Genomic DNA, 14,502 nt, shown 5'->3' with positions numbered 1-14,502 from the left:
GTTTTATAAACGATTGTAATTTATGGGGAATTTCTTGCGGATTTGCGCAGTGGCGCTCCCTAGCGGAATCGAACCGCTCTCTCCACCGTGAAAGGGTGGCGTCCTAACCGATAGACGAAGGGAGCAAAAACAACCGGAAAATCAACGCGTTATGCGCTTGATGGCCGTGTTGGCCGCCGGCCGTCCATGGCTCATGGCGGCGGCGACGGGCGAACGTATAGTGGCGTTTGGCTGGAGGGGCAAGCCGCTCGAAACGCCGATCTTGTGGGTTGCACGTTACGCCGCGCCGCGCAACGGAATGTAAAGCCGGCCGGTGTAGGGAAATGGTGGGGGGATTTCCGACATGGCCTTGCGACCGAGCAAAAAGCGCGAGACGCGCAAATCATTGAGCCAGCCCGGCTGGATCACGCTGGAAGGCGGCTTTGCCGCGCGCCAATGCGTGGTGCAGGACATGTCCACGACGGGGGCGAAGGTCACGATCGACGATCCGAACTCGCTGCCGGCGAAATTGCTGCTGGCGTTTTCGCGCGACGCGCGAACCGGCCGCCGCTGTGAAGTGGTCTGGCGCCGTGGCAAGACGGTGGGCGTCAAGTTCGTCCGCTAGGACGCGGACTCGCTAACGCGCAGCCACGGCCTGATCGACACAAGTTGAACGAAGCAAGATAGTTCGCGGCGAGCCGGCCACGCGCGATGAAGGATTCAGTCCTGCGGGCGCAAGGCCGCTTCGGCGCTCTGCATCATCCGCCGCCATCGCTCGCTTGTCGGCCCGCCCATAAGCAGGAAGTAGCGGACGATCGCGATCGGCAGCCAGGTCTCCATGGCTTGCTTCAGCGCCGCTAACGGCATGCCGGACAGCCGCGCGTATTCGGATTGCGCGGCCGCATGGACCGCAAGCGGCCGCTGCGGATTGTCGGTGACGTCGAGGGCGAGCTCGGTCAGGTTGATGTGAAAGTGCCCATGATCGAAAGCGGCAGGCGCGCGGATCGAGAAGGTCCAGTCGATCAGCCGCGGACCATCCGCCGTCATGACCACGTTCTCAGGATGGATGTCGCCATGGCACAGCCCGTCCCCCGGATGCTGCAGGCGGTCGATCAGCGCGAGGATGCCGGAGGCGACGTGCTTCGGCACGATGTCGCCTGAGAGTCTGAAGGCGGTGTCCATCCAGCGGCGCAGATAGATCGCCTCCGGCGGCGGCGACATCCTGTGAACGGATAGGGCGAGGGACGCCAGTATCGCGCCCGCCTGGGCGAACGTCACGCCGCCGCTGCGCGTGAGCTGCAGCAGTGTCGGTCCGTCGAGGCGGCCGAGCACGATGCCGAAGCGTCCGTCCAGCGTCACTTCGTCGAACACCTCCGGCGCCGGCGCGCCAGCGGCGAAGACCGCCCGGGTGATCCGCTCCTCTTGCCGGCCGAGCTGCGGCGGGAAACCTTCCTTGAACAGTTTTACGACCTGACCTGGCGCCCAGACGTGGATGTCCGCCGTGCCGCCCTGGTTGATCTTCTCCCCGAGGGATCCCCGCATCGCCCGTCCTCCCGCCGGTCGCGACCAAACACCGGCGGCGGGCAAAAGAGAACGCTCCCACGATCTTGGCTGCCAGCCATGATTGTGGCTTGTCCCCGGCCGCGGCGTTTGCCAGAATCGCGAAGCGACGCGCGGTTTGAGACAAGTCCGGTTCTGGTCCACCGTCTGCTGCTCTGGCGCCGACCGGCAAGCGGCAGTAAAAAGCGGGGATGCAAAAACTCCTCCTGCTGGCAATAGCCCTCATTTTGTCTTCGGTTGCCGCGGTTGCGGAACAACCTCGTCCTCACAAGCCCTACAAGGTCGCGCCATCGGGCAAAGAGCTTCCATTGAAGCGCCCGAATTCGACCAATGCCTGCGCGGAGTACGGCGCGGGCTTCGTCAGGGTCGAAGGCACCGGCACCTGCGTGAAGATCGGCGGCGCCGTGAGTATTGGTGCAGGTGTTTCCAGCGGCCCGCGCTAACGGCCGTCACGTCATCGGCGACGAGAGATGTTGCACGAAGCCGGGACGCTCGGCGAGCTGCGCAAACCAGCGCTCCAGGTTCGGCAGTTGCGGCTTTGTCACGCCTTCGACGCCGAGCCAGCGCCGCGCAAAGGCGCCGATCGCGATGTCGGCGAGCGTGAACTGCTCGCCTTCGATGAAGCGCCGGCTTGCCAGTTGCGCCTCGGCGATCCGCCACACCACGGCCTCGGCGTCGACGTCCTGCTGGATTGCGACCATGTCGCGCTTTTCGGGCGGGGTGCGCACCAGTGCCCAGAACACCGGACGGTCGACCGGCTGCAGCGTCGAGAGCGTCCAGTCGAGCCAGCGATCGACGCCGGCGCGCGCCTTCGGCTGCGCGGGGTAGATCGGCGAGCTCGCGCCATAGGCCATGCAGAGATAGCGCATCACGGAATTGGATTCCCACAGCACGTAGTCGCCGTCGACCAGGGTCGGGACGCGGCCGTTCGGGTTCATTGCCAGATAGGCCGGCTCGTTGTTCTTGCCGAACTGCATGCCGGCGTCGATGCGCTCGTAGGCGAGGCCGAGCTCGGCGAGGCACCACAGCACTTTTTGAACGTTGACCGAATTGGCCCGGCCCCAGACGGTGAGTTGTTGCTTGTCGTTGTCAGCCACGCGCGTTGCTCCCGCTGATTTTCGTTGCTGCGTTTCATAGCCGAAGATCGGCGGGCAGGGCAAAAAATCCTGCGCCGGAATACAAGCCCTCAAAACAAATCAGGCCCCGCCGCGATGCGACAGAGCCCGACCTTGCGCTGCATAGCGTTCGGCGGCCGGTCAATGACCGAAGAACAGCCACAGCAAAATGATCACCGGGATAGGCACGCCCAGCAACCACAACAGGATTCCTCGTCCCATCATCTTCCTCCTCAACATGAATCGAGGAGAAAACGCCGAACATCGACGCCTGTTCCGGCGCAATAACAGGCCGGCGCGACGGAACGATTTATGATTTGGGAATTTCCGAGAGCGACAGTCCGATCCGAAACAGCGAATAGCCGCACCGTTCGACGGCTTCGCGCACCTCGGCGTTGACATCGTCGGAATGGCGGCTGCGCGTCAGCCGCCATTCGCTTTCGTTCGTGTCGGACGGAAACGGCGCGTCGGCGCGTATCACGAGCCGATAGCTCGGATGGCGGACGTGCACGAAGAATTGGTACAACGCCTCACCAGTGGCCGGTGTTCGGCATCGAGGTCCATGGCTCTGCCGGCGGCTTCGGCTCGCCCTTCTGCAACAGCTCGATCGAATGCAGATCCGGCGAGCGCACGAAGGCCATGTTGCCGTCGCGCGGCGGCCGGTTGATGGTGATGCCGGCCTTCATCAGACGGTCGCAGGTCGCGTAGATGTCGTCGACCTCGTAGGCGAGGTGGCCGAAATAGCGGTCCTCGCCGTAGTTCTCCTCGTCCCAATTGTAGGTGAGCTCGACCAGCGGCGCGCCGCGGTTCTGCGGCGCCGCCTTGAACAGGCCCTCGTCCTCGGGCGCGCACAGGAACACCAGCGTGAACCGGCCCTTGTCGTTGTCGACCCGGCGTACTTCCTTCAGCCCCAGCGCATCGCGGTAAAACTTCATCGCGGTATCGAGATTGCGGACGCGCAGCATGGTGTGGAGGTATCTCATTTTGCGAACTCCTTGAGAACGAGTGCGGATTTTCCCTCGTTATAGGCGGGGCAGGGCACTAGATAGCAGCAAATCGCAGCAATGGGCAGTCGCCACGGGCGACTCTGCTCTGTTGCCGTTCGCGCGCTCATGCCCTTTGAACTCTTCACTTGTGGCCTTGTGCGCACGAAGGCGTCCTTGCCGGGTAGGTGAACCGGAGCGGCGCGCAGGGTGACTAATGGCCAGCAGTAGAAGGTACCAATGACGTGAGCTGGACAAAGCGATACGCAATCGGCTGCCCGGCTCAGTGGCCATGCACCACTTCGGATCGGAGACCTGATGCTCGACCGGCTCCTGAACCTGTTTCTCGAAATTCTCTTCTACGCCACCGGCGCGTCGGTCCTTTCCCTGTTCGGCTACAAGGACCCCAACGACTTCGCGATATGGCTGACCGGCTTCGCGCTGTGGGCGCTGGCTATCCTCGCCATTTTCGTCCTGGCGGGGCTTTGACCGCGCCCTAGAGTGTCAGGGCAGGGATCAGGCTTTGGAACAGCTCGACGAGCCTCTGTCCGGTCAGTCCGACGGCGGCGATGATGGCGAGGGCGATAAATCCGGCGATGAGGCTGTATTCGATGGCGGTTGCGCCGCTCTCGTCACGCAGAAACTTTCCGAACATGCATTTCACTCTCGAATTCCCAGAACACATGTGGCACGCCCAAGTTGCCGTCAAGACAACCAAAAGCGTAAAATTGCAAGCGTTGCGAGCCTGGGACAAAGTTCGGGCTTTTACTTTGATGGGGCTGTTTTCGCGATTTTGTGCCCAGCATCCCGGAACGAAGCAAACCGGCGCTTTCCATCCGGCGTGATCCCTCACACATACGCGATTGCCTCCGCGGTCCATCCTGTAATCAACGGAGGGATCGACGATGTACCTGCTCTATGGCGCGCTCATTCTCGCGATGCTGTTCTTCCTCGTGCTGCCGATCACCGACGCCAGGACGGCCCGGATGAAGCTGTCGGTCGTGGGCAGCCTCGGCGCCTTGCTGGCGGTATCCGTGCTGCTGCCGCGTCTGATACACTAGCCGGATTGGCCCGCCTCGACGCGCGCTTGCCGAGGGCGGGCGCCGGTGCGAAGGGGATGGCATGATTATCGTAACGGGCAGCATTCTGGCGCGCGAGGATATGTTCGACAACGTGCTGCGCTCGTGCCTTGAGCATGTCGAGCGCTCCCGCACGGAGCCCGGCTGCATTTCGCATGATGTGCATGTCGACTGCCAGAACCCGATGCGGCTGTTCTTCTTCGAGCGATGGGCGGATGAGGCAGCGCTGCGGACGCATTTCGCCGTCGAAGGGTCCAAGGCGTTCGTGAAATCGCTCAAGGGCCGTATTGTGGAGACGACGGGAACGCAGATCTACCGCACGGAAGCGATCGAGCGATAGCAGGCGCCATCGCCTGCCTGAAGGGCTCGCAGGTCGGGCGATCAGAGGAGGGGATTGTATGTCCAGTCCTCCGGCCAGTATCTGCTGCCAAGCCATCCGAGACCGGCCGCGGCCGCGAAGAAGACAAGCGCGGTCGGGATCAGTTCGTGGATGGCAAAGGCGCTCGCCAGCAGCGGGCCGAGCAGATGCGCCGCCAGGCCCGCGGTGCCGATCCCGATGCCGAACAGCAAGGCTTGAATGAACCAGATCAGGAGGGTGCGAAGCAACATCATGCCGCAACGATAGCGCGGCCGACGGGGTGCCGATGTGACTGCACGCACAGTGCCGTTCAGGGGAAAGCCCCAGCTTCACACATCCGCAGCACCCGTGAGCGTCGTGCACGCGCGGCAGCTCGCATGGCGCGTAAAGACGGAGTGGCCCATCCGGCCCTCATGTGCAGGATCAGGATTTTCGTCAGCTCAGACCTTGACGTCCACCAGCGGCGGCTCTTCGGGCTTTGCCGGAGCAAGGGCCGCTTCTACGGCGGCTGCCTTGGCATGGTCGACGGCCTGAAGATCCTGATTGATCGTATGCTGCGGCGCCTTCGCGGTCTGATCGACCACGAGCTGAACTCTGGCTTGTGTCACTTCAACCGGTATTGGGTAAATGACCATGGTACAACCCTCCTTACCAAACCCTGTCAGGCGCGTATTTACGTCTTGTAAAGAGGTTCGGTTAACGGCAGGGCGCTTCTACAGGAAAAGGTAAACAGAGGCTTACGCTCCGCTTCAATTCCCCCGTAGCACAATGGCCTAATGCGTCTCTTCCAGCCGCTCGGCGTAGAGGCGGAATTCATCGGCCATCTCGATCAACTTCTGCGAAGCTTCGGGATCCTTGACGGCTTCGGCTAGACGGCGGGCGCGGTTGGCCTGCTCGCGATAGTGGTCGGCTTGGGTCATGGCGGCACCTTTTTCGATGAGTCTGGATGCCACCAAAAAGGTTCGACGCGCGCGCACGGGTAACGGTATCTTAAGAGGGAGCCGGGCCGGAAAATTCGCCCCCTGTTCGTTCCAAAAGAACAAAAGGAGTCTTTCCTCAAGAGGTGCGGTTGGGTGCGCGATGGTGCCGAGAGACAGCGGGATCAGCTGCGTCGGAATAAGCAACACATCGCAATGTTTTTTCGAAAGCGAAGATAACCCTGTTGGGTTGGGTTGAATCGCAAAACGCGTTGTAAACTCGTTCGCACGACAGGCGGGCTGCAGCAGGCGAACTTACGTAACCGCGGCAACCTTCAGCGGTCCGGCAATTTCTCGCCCGGCGATTTGTGATAGGTCGCGACGGCAATGAAGCCGGCGTAACCGATCACATTGATCAGAATTTCCATCCATACGGGCATGACGCACCTTTCCCCTTAAATAAACCCCGACGGTCAGGTGCTAGTTCCTGCGCAATCCGACCATCAGACCCGCGAGATCGCATGGCTCGCGGTTAGGTTGAAAGGCGAATCCCAAACAAAAATCCGCCCACATCCGAGGATGGGGACGGGGTCTTTCGTGCGTTCACCTCTCGCAAGGTTGTCGCACTTGACTAAAAACGTTGATAGCGCGGCGCCGTTCCTGTGCTTTTGCAATTACTCGTCAGTTCCGCGCGCCATATTCAGCCGGCGACGACGCAATGCCGAGCGCTTGCGCGGTTCCGCATCAGCGCCAGAACGAGGGAGCGGATCCATTCACCGCGTTGGCCAAGGTCGTATCGCAATATTGTTCGCGTTCACGCTCGAACTTCTGTTGGGTTTCCCTGAAGCTTGCCACGCGTGCTTCGATTTCGGCGCGATCGCGCGCGAGTCGTTCTTCCTTTTCCGTCTTCGCCATTCCGTCTTCTCGGTTGATTCGCCCCGCAGCGATTGGCACGCGCGAATGGGGCATGTTTGTGATTGTCTGCGGCTTTGCAGCGAAGGTCGTGGATAGTGCGTGGCGCATTCTTGTCGGTTGCTTGTCGTCCTCTCGGGTTCCCGAGAGCGCACCCGTGCCCTAGGCGAAGGAGAGCGACGGAGCCAGGGAATCCAAAGAAAAAAGAGCCCAGGGGAAAGCGTCGCCAAGGCGGCGTGATGGGGAAGAATGAGGCGAAGGCAGTATAAGGCGATTTGATGAGGCCGCCTGCGACGACGAGGCGGTGCGCCCTTTGGCAGGCGCATCGATCTGGTAATCCGAATGGCGGTGCTTATAGTCGGCGCGGTCCAACCATTCGGAAAATATCAGCGGTGATCGCCAAGGATTTGCGCAGCGGCGTCGAGCAGCTCGGCAACATGATCGCCGAAGCCCGCTGTATCGTTCCCTTTACCGGAGCCGGCATTTCGACCGAATGCGGCATTCCGGATTTCCGTTCGCCCGGCGGCCTGTGGACACGCAACCGTCCGATTGCGTTCGACGAGTTCGTCGCCAGCGCCGACGCACGGGCCGAGGCCTGGCGGCGGCGCTTTGCGATGGAGGAGATCTTTGCGGCGGCAAGGCCCGGTCGCGGGCATCGCGCGCTCGCCTCGCTCTACAAGGCCGGCAAGACCCCGGCGATCATCACCCAGAACATCGACAATCTGCATCAGGCGTCAGGTTTCAAGGCCGACGATGTGATCGAGCTGCATGGCAATACGACCTATGCCCGCTGCATCGGCTGTGGACAGGCCTATGATCTTCCCTGGGTGAGGGCGCGCTTCGAAGAGGCCGGCACTGCACCCGATTGTACCGTTTGCGAGGAGCCGGTGAAGACCGCGACGATCTCGTTTGGACAGTCGATGCCGGAAGATGCGATGCGCCGCGCCACCGAACTGGCGCAGAGCTGCGATCTGTTCCTGGCCATCGGTTCATCGCTCGTCGTTTGGCCTGCCGCGGGCTTTCCGCTGATGGCCAAGAACTGCGGCGCCAAGCTCGTCATCATCAATAATGAGCCGACGGAACAGGATGATGTGGCCGATCTGGTGATCCGTTTCGACATCGGCGAGACGCTCGGACCGTTTGTAGGCAATTGATCTCCAACCGATTCGAGTGATTCGCGGTTATGCAAGCTTGTTCACAGCCGCCGCAATTTTGTTTTTTTTAGCTATGCGGCACAATCGAGAGTGTTATCTTTTGATTCGAGAGATTCGCGCTGCGTTATCATGATGGTCATGGTTGGGCGCGTGTTCCGGTCCGCTTCGGCGACAGCGGGCCGCTTTTTTGAAGTGTGAGGTCCGGGGTCATGGGGTCGGACGAATTTGGGTCCAAGAAGCTCGGGGGGCCGCCGCCAGGCGGGACAGGGCAAAACAGACTTGGACCAGGTGAATACACTGCCGGCGCGCAGCGCGATCCGGCGGTGGATGCATTCTCGGGGCTCGGCGATGCCGCAGCCAATCTGGTCGAAATATCAGGCGTCATCAAATGGTTCGACGCGTCAAAGGGGTACGGCTTCATCGTACCTGATAACGGCTGGCCGGATGTGCTGCTGCACGTCACGGTGCTCAGGCGCGACGGTTTCCAGACCGCCTATGAAGGTGCTCGCGTAGTGGTTGAGTGCGTGCAGCGCGCAAAAGGCTATCAGGCGTTCCGGATCGTTTCGATGGACGAATCCACCGCGATCCATCCGGCGCAGATGCTGCCACCGCGAACGCATGTCAGCGTCACGCCGACCAGCGGCCTGGAGCGGGCCCAGGTCAAATGGTTCAATCGGCTGCGCGGTTTCGGCTTCCTGACCTGCGGCGAGGGTACGCCGGACATTTTTGTCCACATGGAGACGCTGCGCCGTTTCGGTATGACCGAGCTGCGCCCCGGCCAGTATGTGCTGGTGCGCTTCGGGCCCGGCTCCAAGGGCATGATGGCGGCCGAGATCCATCCCGAGACCGGACCGTCGGCGCTGTCCTCGCACTGATCCGCCACGCCGCTGACGGAAACGTGAGCCGGACGCCGTGCACCCGCACGGCGGCCTGTGGTATTTGCCGCCATCCCTGGGTTAGGTTCCCGGCCAATTCCCCGAGATTTCAGGCGTGAGTGCTTCAATGAATTTCGCTGTAGTGGTTGCGCGGCTCCGCATACCGGTCCCCCTGGTGATATCGCTTGTCTTTGCCGTGCTGATTGCGCTCTGCGTCGCGCCGGCCGCGCGGGCGGCGAGCGTCCAGCCGCTCGAGATCGCAACCAAGTCCGGCGTGCACGTGTTCTCCGTCGAGATGGCGACGACGGAGGAAGAGAAGCAGACCGGGCTGATGTACCGGAAGGAATTGCCCGATGGAAAGGGCATGCTGTTCGACTTTTCGCCGGAGCAGCAGATCTCGATGTGGATGAAGAACACCTACATCCCGCTCGACATGATCTTCATCCGCGCCGATGGCCGCATCCTGCGGATCGCGGAAAATACCGAGCCGCTCTCCACCAGGATCATCTCTTCGGGTGGCCTTGCCCGAGGCGTGCTGGAAGTGATCGCTGGCACGGCGCAGAAGTACGGCATTCAGCCCGGCGACCGGGTCGCGCACCCGCTGTTTGGCAAGCGCTGACAGTATAGCGCTCGTCTTGCTGGCCGGGGCTTTAGCGTGTATCGACGCATTTCCTGAAGTATCGGATCGGGGTATAGCGCAGCCTGGTAGCGCGGCAGTTTTGGGTACTGCAGGTCGTTGGTTCGAATCCAGCTGCCCCGACCAATAAAATCAATGACTTGTTGCGTCCTTTTCGGCTTGAATCTTCCCGACGCGGTTGGGAGGGGCAGGGGAACAATAGTGGCTGGTAGGAAAACAGTCATTCTGGTGCGGCGGGCCCTTCTGCTGGGGCTGGTCATTTGCTTCGCCGCGACCGTCGGCAGCCGGACGGCCGCGGCCAATCCCGCGCAGCTGATATCCGACTTTCGCCTGAAGCATGGGGAGAAGCGCGTTACCCTGGATGCGACGCTGACGCGGATCGCGCATGATCAGGCCCAGGCGATGGCCGCCAAGGACCAGTTGGATCACAACGTTCTTGGCCACTTCAATACGCGCATGAGTCCGGCGAGCGCAGGGCGGGCCGCAGAGAATATTGCGTATGGCTATGAGAGCTTTCCAAAGACCCTCGACCAGTGGATCAACTCCTCGGGGCATCGGAAAAACCTCCTGCTGCCCGGCGCAACGCGCGTCGGTGTTGCCAGCGTGAAGAGTGCGAAGACCGGCCGTACCTACTGGGCGATGGTGATCGCAGGCGACTATGAGCGTCCCAAGCCGCCAAAGGCCTCGCCGAAGGAGTCGAAGCAGGCGCACGCGGCGAAGCCGAAATCGCGCGCGGCAGAATCGTGCCGGTTCAAGATTCTGAGCCTCTGCCTCTAAACGGCTTGCAATATCGTTCCTGTTATGTTCCCATGGTCATCTTCGGAGGTGCCCAATGGATGTCGATAAGCAACGCGAAATCATCCGGCTCTGGAATCGCATGCGCCAAGTCGAAGGTCCGCTCGCGGAAGAGATCCGTATCCAGATTCTTGAGTGCTTTGCGCAGCCGGACGCCCCTGGCACGCGCATGAAGGAGCGGTGCGAGGTGCTGGGCCGGATGCCGGCCCGGACCGCGCAGATCTATCGGATCGGCGAACACCGCAGCAACAACGCAACGCTCTGACGGCTTTCGCACTCCGGCGCGGCTGATTCGACGGCCGTCAAGATTGACGGAATCGGCGTGCGATGCATGCTGCGTGCATGTTGTCGCGTGTGCGCAATCATTTTCGAGGTGCGAAGTTCGCTCGCATGAGCAGCGGGACGTACTGCGTTATCCGCGATCTCGGGCTGGTAAAGGGTGGCAAGGGCATGCGGCACCATGAGGTGCTGGTGACCTTCAGCTTTCGGGCGGCGTGGCGCGCGACCGGGCGCTTTGGCGGTTCTCTTCTGAGCGCTGGCAAGCGGCGCGTTCTGTTGCTTCGGCGCGAGGCGGAGACTTCGTCCGCCGTCGCGGAAGTTCCTTCAAGCCATAGCGTTGACCGGCTCCCGGTTAGGATTGCGGTTCAGCCTTCCCATTCGCGGCTTGAGATACCGACTTCCACATCGAGCAAGCCGATGGCGCGGCGGGCCATCTGATCAACGGCCTCCGCTAACGTCGCGGGCCGGGCGTAGAACGCCGGAACCGGCGGCGCCACGATGGCGCCGGATTCCGTTACCGCCGTCATCGCCCGCAAATGTCCGAGATGAAGCGGGGTCTCTCGCACCATCAGCACCAGCCTGCGCCGCTCCTTCAACTGGAGGTCGGCGGCGCGCACCAACAAATTGTCCGTGGCGCTGGATGCGATCGCGGACAGGGTCCGGATCGAGCACGGTGCGACGATCATGCCTGCCGTTCCATATGAGCCGCTGGCAATGCTGGCGCCGATAAAGGTATTCGAATGATGGTACGCGGCCAGCGGCGCGATGCGGGGCAGGGCATTCGTAGGTACGGGATCCAGCGGGCTATTGGTCGCATCGCTTGGTCAGCGCTGCGCCGCCTGCCACGCCAGCAGCTTGTGTTCCGCGAGCGACATCGCCACCGACGTCACGTAGCCGGTGACGCCGAGCAGGATCACGCCGGCAAACAGGTCGGCAGAGCGGAATGCGCGGGCCGACAGCAGCACCCAATGGCCGAGCCCGTCGAGGCCGGCGAGGATTTCGCACACCACCGACAGGATCAGCGCCACCGTCAGGCTGAGCCGCATGCCGGCGAGAATGTCGGGACTGGCGGAGGGCAGCGCGATCTTGAAGATCACGGCAAAGCGCGACATCTGCAGCGACCGCGCCACCTCGTAGAGACGCGGCTCGACTGCCGCGAAGCCATGGATGGTCGCCAGCATGATCGGCCAGATCGCGCCGAAGGCAATCACGAACAGCGCCATCGCCTGGGTCAGCCCGAGCATGGCGATCGCCACCGGAATGATGGCGGAGACCGGCAGCGGCCGCAGGAACTCCAGCGACGGCGCGACATAGGTGCGCATCGTGCGCGACGAGCCGATGATGGCGCCGATCGCGATGCCGGCGATCGAGGCGGCCAGCCAGCCGTAAGCCATGTGCTCGACCGTGCCGGCGAGCTTGCTCCAGAGATCGCCGGAGGAAAATCCGCGCACCAGTGCCGCCCAGGCGCGGTCCGGTCCCGGCAGGAATACCGGCGAGACCAGTTTGAGATTGGCGATCAGTTGCCAGAGCGCAATGAATCCGGCAGCCACCGCAAAGCTCGCCACGCGCCAGAGGATGACGGCCCGGTTCATCTTCCGTCTCCGCTGAGCGCAGCGCGCCCGAACAGGCGGTTCTGGGCGATGACCAGAAGGACATTCAGCGCGTAGCCGATGACGCCGATCCAGACCAGATAGGCCAGCATCAGGTCGGGGCGGAGCGCCTGCTGCGCCAGCATGATGCCGGCGCCGAGGCCTAGTGGATTGATCGCGATTTCCACGGTCACGGCGACGATCAGCGCGATCCCTGCCGACAGGCGGAAAGCGACGAAGATGCGCGGCAGCGCCGCGGGGATGATGATCTTCCAGACCCGCTGTAGCGGCGGCAGCCGCAGCGCCCGTGCCACTTCCATCAGCCGCGGCTCGATGCCGCGCACCGCCGCGCGGGAGAGGATCAGGACCGGCCAGACGCAGGCAAACGCCACGATCACGATTTCCATGCGATAGCCGAAACCAAGCGCGATCAGAGCGATCGGCAACAGCGCAATCGAGGGGATCGGCCGGATCGCTTCGACCGTGACTTCCATCAGGCGGTTGAGCGTGTCGGAAATTCCGAAGGCAATGCCGAGCGCAAGGCCGATGACGGTGCCGATCGCAAGCCCGGCGAACGCGGAAAACAGCGTGTCGCGCGTCGCCGCCAGGATCGAGAGATCGGCGAAGGCTCCGACCAGCGCCGTCACGACCTGGCTCGGCGGCGCAAGGCTGTCGCTTTGCAGGTGCGTCGCGCGCGCCCAGATTTCGAACGCCACCAGCAGGCCGAGCGGCAGCACCAGTGCCTTGGCGGACTTCGCCGTCACTGCTCGGTCGCCTTGATGAAATCGAACAATTGCCGCCGCAGCCGCAGGAATTCCGGATGCTCGCGGGTCGAGAGCTGGTCGCGTGGGCGGGGCAGGTTGACCGAAAGTTCGATGCCGATCCGTCCTGGATGCGGCAACAGGCCGATCACGCGGTCGCCGAGATAGATGGCTTCGTCGAGGTCATGGGTCACGAAGATCACGGTGGCGCCGCTCGCGGCCACCAGCGACAGCACCTCGTCCTGCAATCCCTGCCGCGTCATCGCGTCCAGCGCGCCGAACGGCTCGTCCATCAACAGCGTCTTCGGCTCCTGCGCGAGGCAGCGCGCGATCTGCAGGCGCTGCTGCATGCCGCCGGACATTTCGGTGGGGTATTTGCCGGCATGGCCGGGCAGGCCGACGGTGCGCAACAGTTCCTCGATGCGGGCAGGGCGCTCGGCGGAGGGCATGCCGCCCGCTTCCAGCGCCAGCGAGACGTTGCCCGCCGCCGTGCGCCAGGGCAGGAGCGCCTTGCCGTAGTCCTGGAACACGATCGCAATTTCGCGGCGTGGCTCACGCATCGGCTGGCCGTCGAAATTCACCTTGCCACCGGTCGGCTGGTAGAGACCGGCGGCCAGGCGCAGCGCGGTGGTCTTGCCGCAGCCGGAGGCGCCGACGATGCAGAGGAATTCGCCGGGGCGCACCCCGAGGCTCAGATTCTCGATGATGGTCTTGCCGCCGAGGACGAGGGTGACGCCGTCAAATGCGATCTGCGGTGCGGCAGTGGCGGAGACGGCTTCGAGACGTTTTGCGGCGCTGGCCATGCTGTCAGTTCTCGTTGCTCGGGGGATAGACGAAGTCCATGGTCGAACGCAGGTGCGCGCTCAGCATCGCCTGCGAGCCAGCAATGTCGCGCCCGATCACCCGGTCGGCCAGCAGTTGATGGGCGCGAACGAACTTCTTGCCGCTATCGAAGGACCGCATCATCACGCGCCGGTAGCGATAGGCCTGGTCGTAGAGGTCGGAGTGAGCCGCCAGCAGGCGCTTTGAGCCGCAGGCCGCCAGCAGCGCCGTGTGAAAGCCCTTGTGCAACCGGTCGAAATCCTCCGCGCCCTCGCGGAATTCATCGCCGGTGCGCTCGATATGGCGGCGCATCTGGTGCAGCGCGCTGACAATGCCGGCCTCCCAGGCGTCGTCGCCGCTGAGAATCGCGAGCCTGATGGCTTCGACCTCGATTGCCGTGCGCATGGTGGTGATATCGAGCAGGTCCTCGCGGCTGATGTCGGCGACGCGAAAGCCGCGCTGTCCGATACCGACGATCAGCCCGCGCGACATCAGCCGCGACAGGCCTTCGCGCAGCGGCGTGGCGCCAATCTCATAGCGCTGAACGAGATCGACAATGCCAAGCCGCGATCCCGGCGCCAGATGACCGGCCAGGATGTCCTGCTCGACGAGGAGCGCCGCGCGCTCGCTCAGGGTTGCGGCCTCGGTCGATCGGTTCGGTTGGCGCTCGGAGGCTGGCATCGCGGT

24 protein-coding genes and 2 tRNA genes are annotated in these 14,502 nt (G+C 62.9%); 11 read left to right on the top strand and 15 right to left on the bottom strand.

Annotated features, from left to right (window positions below):
• Positions 1–50: 50 nt before the first annotated feature.
• Positions 51–125, bottom strand: a tRNA-Glu gene (locus RX331_RS20005).
• A gap of 218 nt (positions 126–343) precedes the next feature.
• On the opposite strand from RX331_RS20005, the gene RX331_RS20000 reads away from it, so the two are divergent.
• Positions 344–604 carry a PilZ domain-containing protein gene (locus RX331_RS20000; RefSeq protein ID WP_410707892.1) on the top strand — a complete coding sequence of 87 codons (261 nt, stop codon included), beginning with the start codon at positions 344–346 and terminating at the stop codon, positions 602–604.
• 95 nt (positions 605–699) lie between these two features.
• Here the strand turns inward: RX331_RS20000 and RX331_RS19995 are convergent, their stop codons facing one another.
• On the bottom strand, positions 700–1,521 hold the full coding sequence (locus RX331_RS19995) for a phosphotransferase (RefSeq protein ID WP_317251634.1): 822 nt from the start codon (positions 1,519–1,521) through the stop codon (positions 700–702).
• Between the two features lie 209 nt (positions 1,522–1,730).
• Between RX331_RS19995 and RX331_RS19990 the strand changes: the two genes are divergently transcribed.
• A complete protein-coding gene (locus tag RX331_RS19990; RefSeq protein WP_317251633.1) occupies positions 1,731–1,982 on the top strand; it encodes a hypothetical protein in 252 nt (83 codons plus the stop codon).
• Between the two features lie 6 nt (positions 1,983–1,988).
• Here RX331_RS19990 and RX331_RS19985 read toward each other — a convergent pair whose 3' ends face one another.
• The 3 genes from RX331_RS19985 to RX331_RS19975 form a co-directional block, all read right to left on the bottom strand.
• On the bottom strand, positions 1,989–2,636 hold the full coding sequence (locus tag RX331_RS19985) for a glutathione S-transferase (protein WP_317251632.1): 648 nt from the start codon (positions 2,634–2,636) through the stop codon (positions 1,989–1,991).
• A gap of 328 nt (positions 2,637–2,964) precedes the next feature.
• The gene (locus RX331_RS19980) at positions 2,965–3,180 is read right to left on the bottom strand and encodes a hypothetical protein (protein WP_317251631.1); all 216 of its coding nucleotides are present in this window, start codon (positions 3,178–3,180) and stop codon (positions 2,965–2,967) included.
• 4 nt (positions 3,181–3,184) lie between these two features.
• The gene (locus tag RX331_RS19975) at positions 3,185–3,637 is read right to left on the bottom strand and encodes a VOC family protein (protein ID WP_317251630.1); all 453 of its coding nucleotides are present in this window, start codon (positions 3,635–3,637) and stop codon (positions 3,185–3,187) included.
• Positions 3,638–3,955: 318 nt separating this feature from the next.
• Between RX331_RS19975 and RX331_RS19970 the strand changes: the two genes are divergently transcribed.
• Positions 3,956–4,126, top strand: coding sequence for a hypothetical protein (locus RX331_RS19970; protein WP_317251629.1), 171 nt, complete (start codon positions 3,956–3,958; stop codon positions 4,124–4,126).
• Positions 4,127–4,133: 7 nt separating this feature from the next.
• Here RX331_RS19970 and RX331_RS19965 read toward each other — a convergent pair whose 3' ends face one another.
• Positions 4,134–4,292, bottom strand: coding sequence for a Flp family type IVb pilin (locus tag RX331_RS19965; protein ID WP_317251628.1), 159 nt, complete (start codon positions 4,290–4,292; stop codon positions 4,134–4,136).
• Positions 4,293–4,542: 250 nt separating this feature from the next.
• Here RX331_RS19965 and RX331_RS19960 point away from each other — a divergent pair, with 250 nt between their 5' ends.
• Together RX331_RS19960 and RX331_RS19955 are read left to right on the top strand one after the other, a co-directional pair.
• A complete protein-coding gene (locus tag RX331_RS19960; RefSeq protein WP_317251627.1) occupies positions 4,543–4,698 on the top strand; it encodes a hypothetical protein in 156 nt (51 codons plus the stop codon).
• 61 nt (positions 4,699–4,759) lie between these two features.
• Entirely contained in the window at positions 4,760–5,056 is a 297-nt protein-coding gene (locus tag RX331_RS19955; protein ID WP_317251626.1) for a putative quinol monooxygenase, read from the top strand.
• Between the two features lie 41 nt (positions 5,057–5,097).
• Here RX331_RS19955 and RX331_RS19950 read toward each other — a convergent pair whose 3' ends face one another.
• From RX331_RS19950 to RX331_RS19935, 4 genes are all read right to left on the bottom strand, one after another.
• The gene (locus RX331_RS19950; RefSeq protein WP_317251625.1) at positions 5,098–5,325 is read right to left on the bottom strand and encodes a hypothetical protein; all 228 of its coding nucleotides are present in this window, start codon (positions 5,323–5,325) and stop codon (positions 5,098–5,100) included.
• Positions 5,326–5,514: 189 nt separating this feature from the next.
• Positions 5,515–5,709, bottom strand: coding sequence for a hypothetical protein (locus tag RX331_RS19945; RefSeq protein ID WP_317251624.1), 195 nt, complete (start codon positions 5,707–5,709; stop codon positions 5,515–5,517).
• Positions 5,710–5,847: 138 nt separating this feature from the next.
• Positions 5,848–5,994: a hypothetical protein gene (locus RX331_RS19940; protein ID WP_317251623.1), complete on the bottom strand. Its 147-nt coding sequence runs from the start codon at positions 5,992–5,994 to the stop codon at positions 5,848–5,850.
• A 741-nt stretch (positions 5,995–6,735) separates the two neighbouring features.
• On the bottom strand, positions 6,736–6,906 hold the full coding sequence (locus tag RX331_RS19935) for a hypothetical protein (RefSeq protein ID WP_317251622.1): 171 nt from the start codon (positions 6,904–6,906) through the stop codon (positions 6,736–6,738).
• A gap of 389 nt (positions 6,907–7,295) precedes the next feature.
• Between RX331_RS19935 and RX331_RS19930 the strand changes: the two genes are divergently transcribed.
• The 6 genes from RX331_RS19930 to RX331_RS19905 all read left to right on the top strand — a co-directional run bounded on the left by RX331_RS19930 (position 7,296) and on the right by RX331_RS19905 (position 10,629).
• A complete protein-coding gene (locus RX331_RS19930) occupies positions 7,296–8,057 on the top strand; it encodes an SIR2 family NAD-dependent protein deacylase (protein ID WP_317251621.1) in 762 nt (253 codons plus the stop codon).
• Between the two features lie 209 nt (positions 8,058–8,266).
• Positions 8,267–8,932, top strand: a complete 666-nt coding sequence (locus RX331_RS19925; protein WP_317251619.1) for a cold-shock protein — start codon at positions 8,267–8,269, stop codon at positions 8,930–8,932.
• A gap of 127 nt (positions 8,933–9,059) precedes the next feature.
• Positions 9,060–9,551 carry a DUF192 domain-containing protein gene (locus tag RX331_RS19920; protein WP_317251618.1) on the top strand — a complete coding sequence of 164 codons (492 nt, stop codon included), beginning with the start codon at positions 9,060–9,062 and terminating at the stop codon, positions 9,549–9,551.
• Between the two features lie 67 nt (positions 9,552–9,618).
• Positions 9,619–9,695: transfer RNA gene (locus RX331_RS19915), tRNA-Pro, on the top strand.
• A 75-nt stretch (positions 9,696–9,770) separates the two neighbouring features.
• Positions 9,771–10,346: a CAP domain-containing protein gene (locus RX331_RS19910; RefSeq protein ID WP_410707888.1), complete on the top strand. Its 576-nt coding sequence runs from the start codon at positions 9,771–9,773 to the stop codon at positions 10,344–10,346.
• Between the two features lie 55 nt (positions 10,347–10,401).
• Positions 10,402–10,629 (top strand): hypothetical protein, encoded by a 228-nt coding sequence (locus tag RX331_RS19905; RefSeq protein ID WP_317251617.1) that lies wholly within the window; start codon positions 10,402–10,404, stop codon positions 10,627–10,629.
• 379 nt (positions 10,630–11,008) lie between these two features.
• On the opposite strand, the gene RX331_RS19900 is transcribed toward RX331_RS19905, so the two are convergent.
• The 5 genes from RX331_RS19900 to RX331_RS19880 form a co-directional block, all read right to left on the bottom strand.
• On the bottom strand, positions 11,009–11,401 hold the full coding sequence (locus RX331_RS19900) for a UbiX family flavin prenyltransferase (protein ID WP_410708292.1): 393 nt from the start codon (positions 11,399–11,401) through the stop codon (positions 11,009–11,011).
• A 66-nt stretch (positions 11,402–11,467) separates the two neighbouring features.
• Positions 11,468–12,235, bottom strand: coding sequence for an ABC transporter permease (locus tag RX331_RS19895; protein WP_317251616.1), 768 nt, complete (start codon positions 12,233–12,235; stop codon positions 11,468–11,470).
• Entirely contained in the window at positions 12,232–12,996 is a 765-nt protein-coding gene (locus RX331_RS19890) for an ABC transporter permease (RefSeq protein ID WP_317251615.1), read from the bottom strand. Before RX331_RS19890 ends, RX331_RS19895 begins: the two co-directional genes overlap by 4 nt.
• A complete protein-coding gene (locus tag RX331_RS19885) occupies positions 12,993–13,796 on the bottom strand; it encodes an ABC transporter ATP-binding protein (protein WP_317251614.1) in 804 nt (267 codons plus the stop codon). Before RX331_RS19885 ends, RX331_RS19890 begins: the two co-directional genes overlap by 4 nt.
• Before the next feature lie 4 nt (positions 13,797–13,800).
• Positions 13,801–14,496 (bottom strand): GntR family transcriptional regulator, encoded by a 696-nt coding sequence (locus RX331_RS19880; protein ID WP_317251613.1) that lies wholly within the window; start codon positions 14,494–14,496, stop codon positions 13,801–13,803.
• Between the last annotated feature and the right edge of the window lie 6 nt (positions 14,497–14,502).

It is taken from the genome of Bradyrhizobium sp. BWA-3-5, from assembly GCF_032917985.1.
Classification (GTDB): Bacteria; Pseudomonadota; Alphaproteobacteria; order Rhizobiales; family Xanthobacteraceae; genus Bradyrhizobium.
Note: the sequence above shows the minus strand (reverse complement) of the source record. Positions and strands in the feature narration are given on the sequence as shown.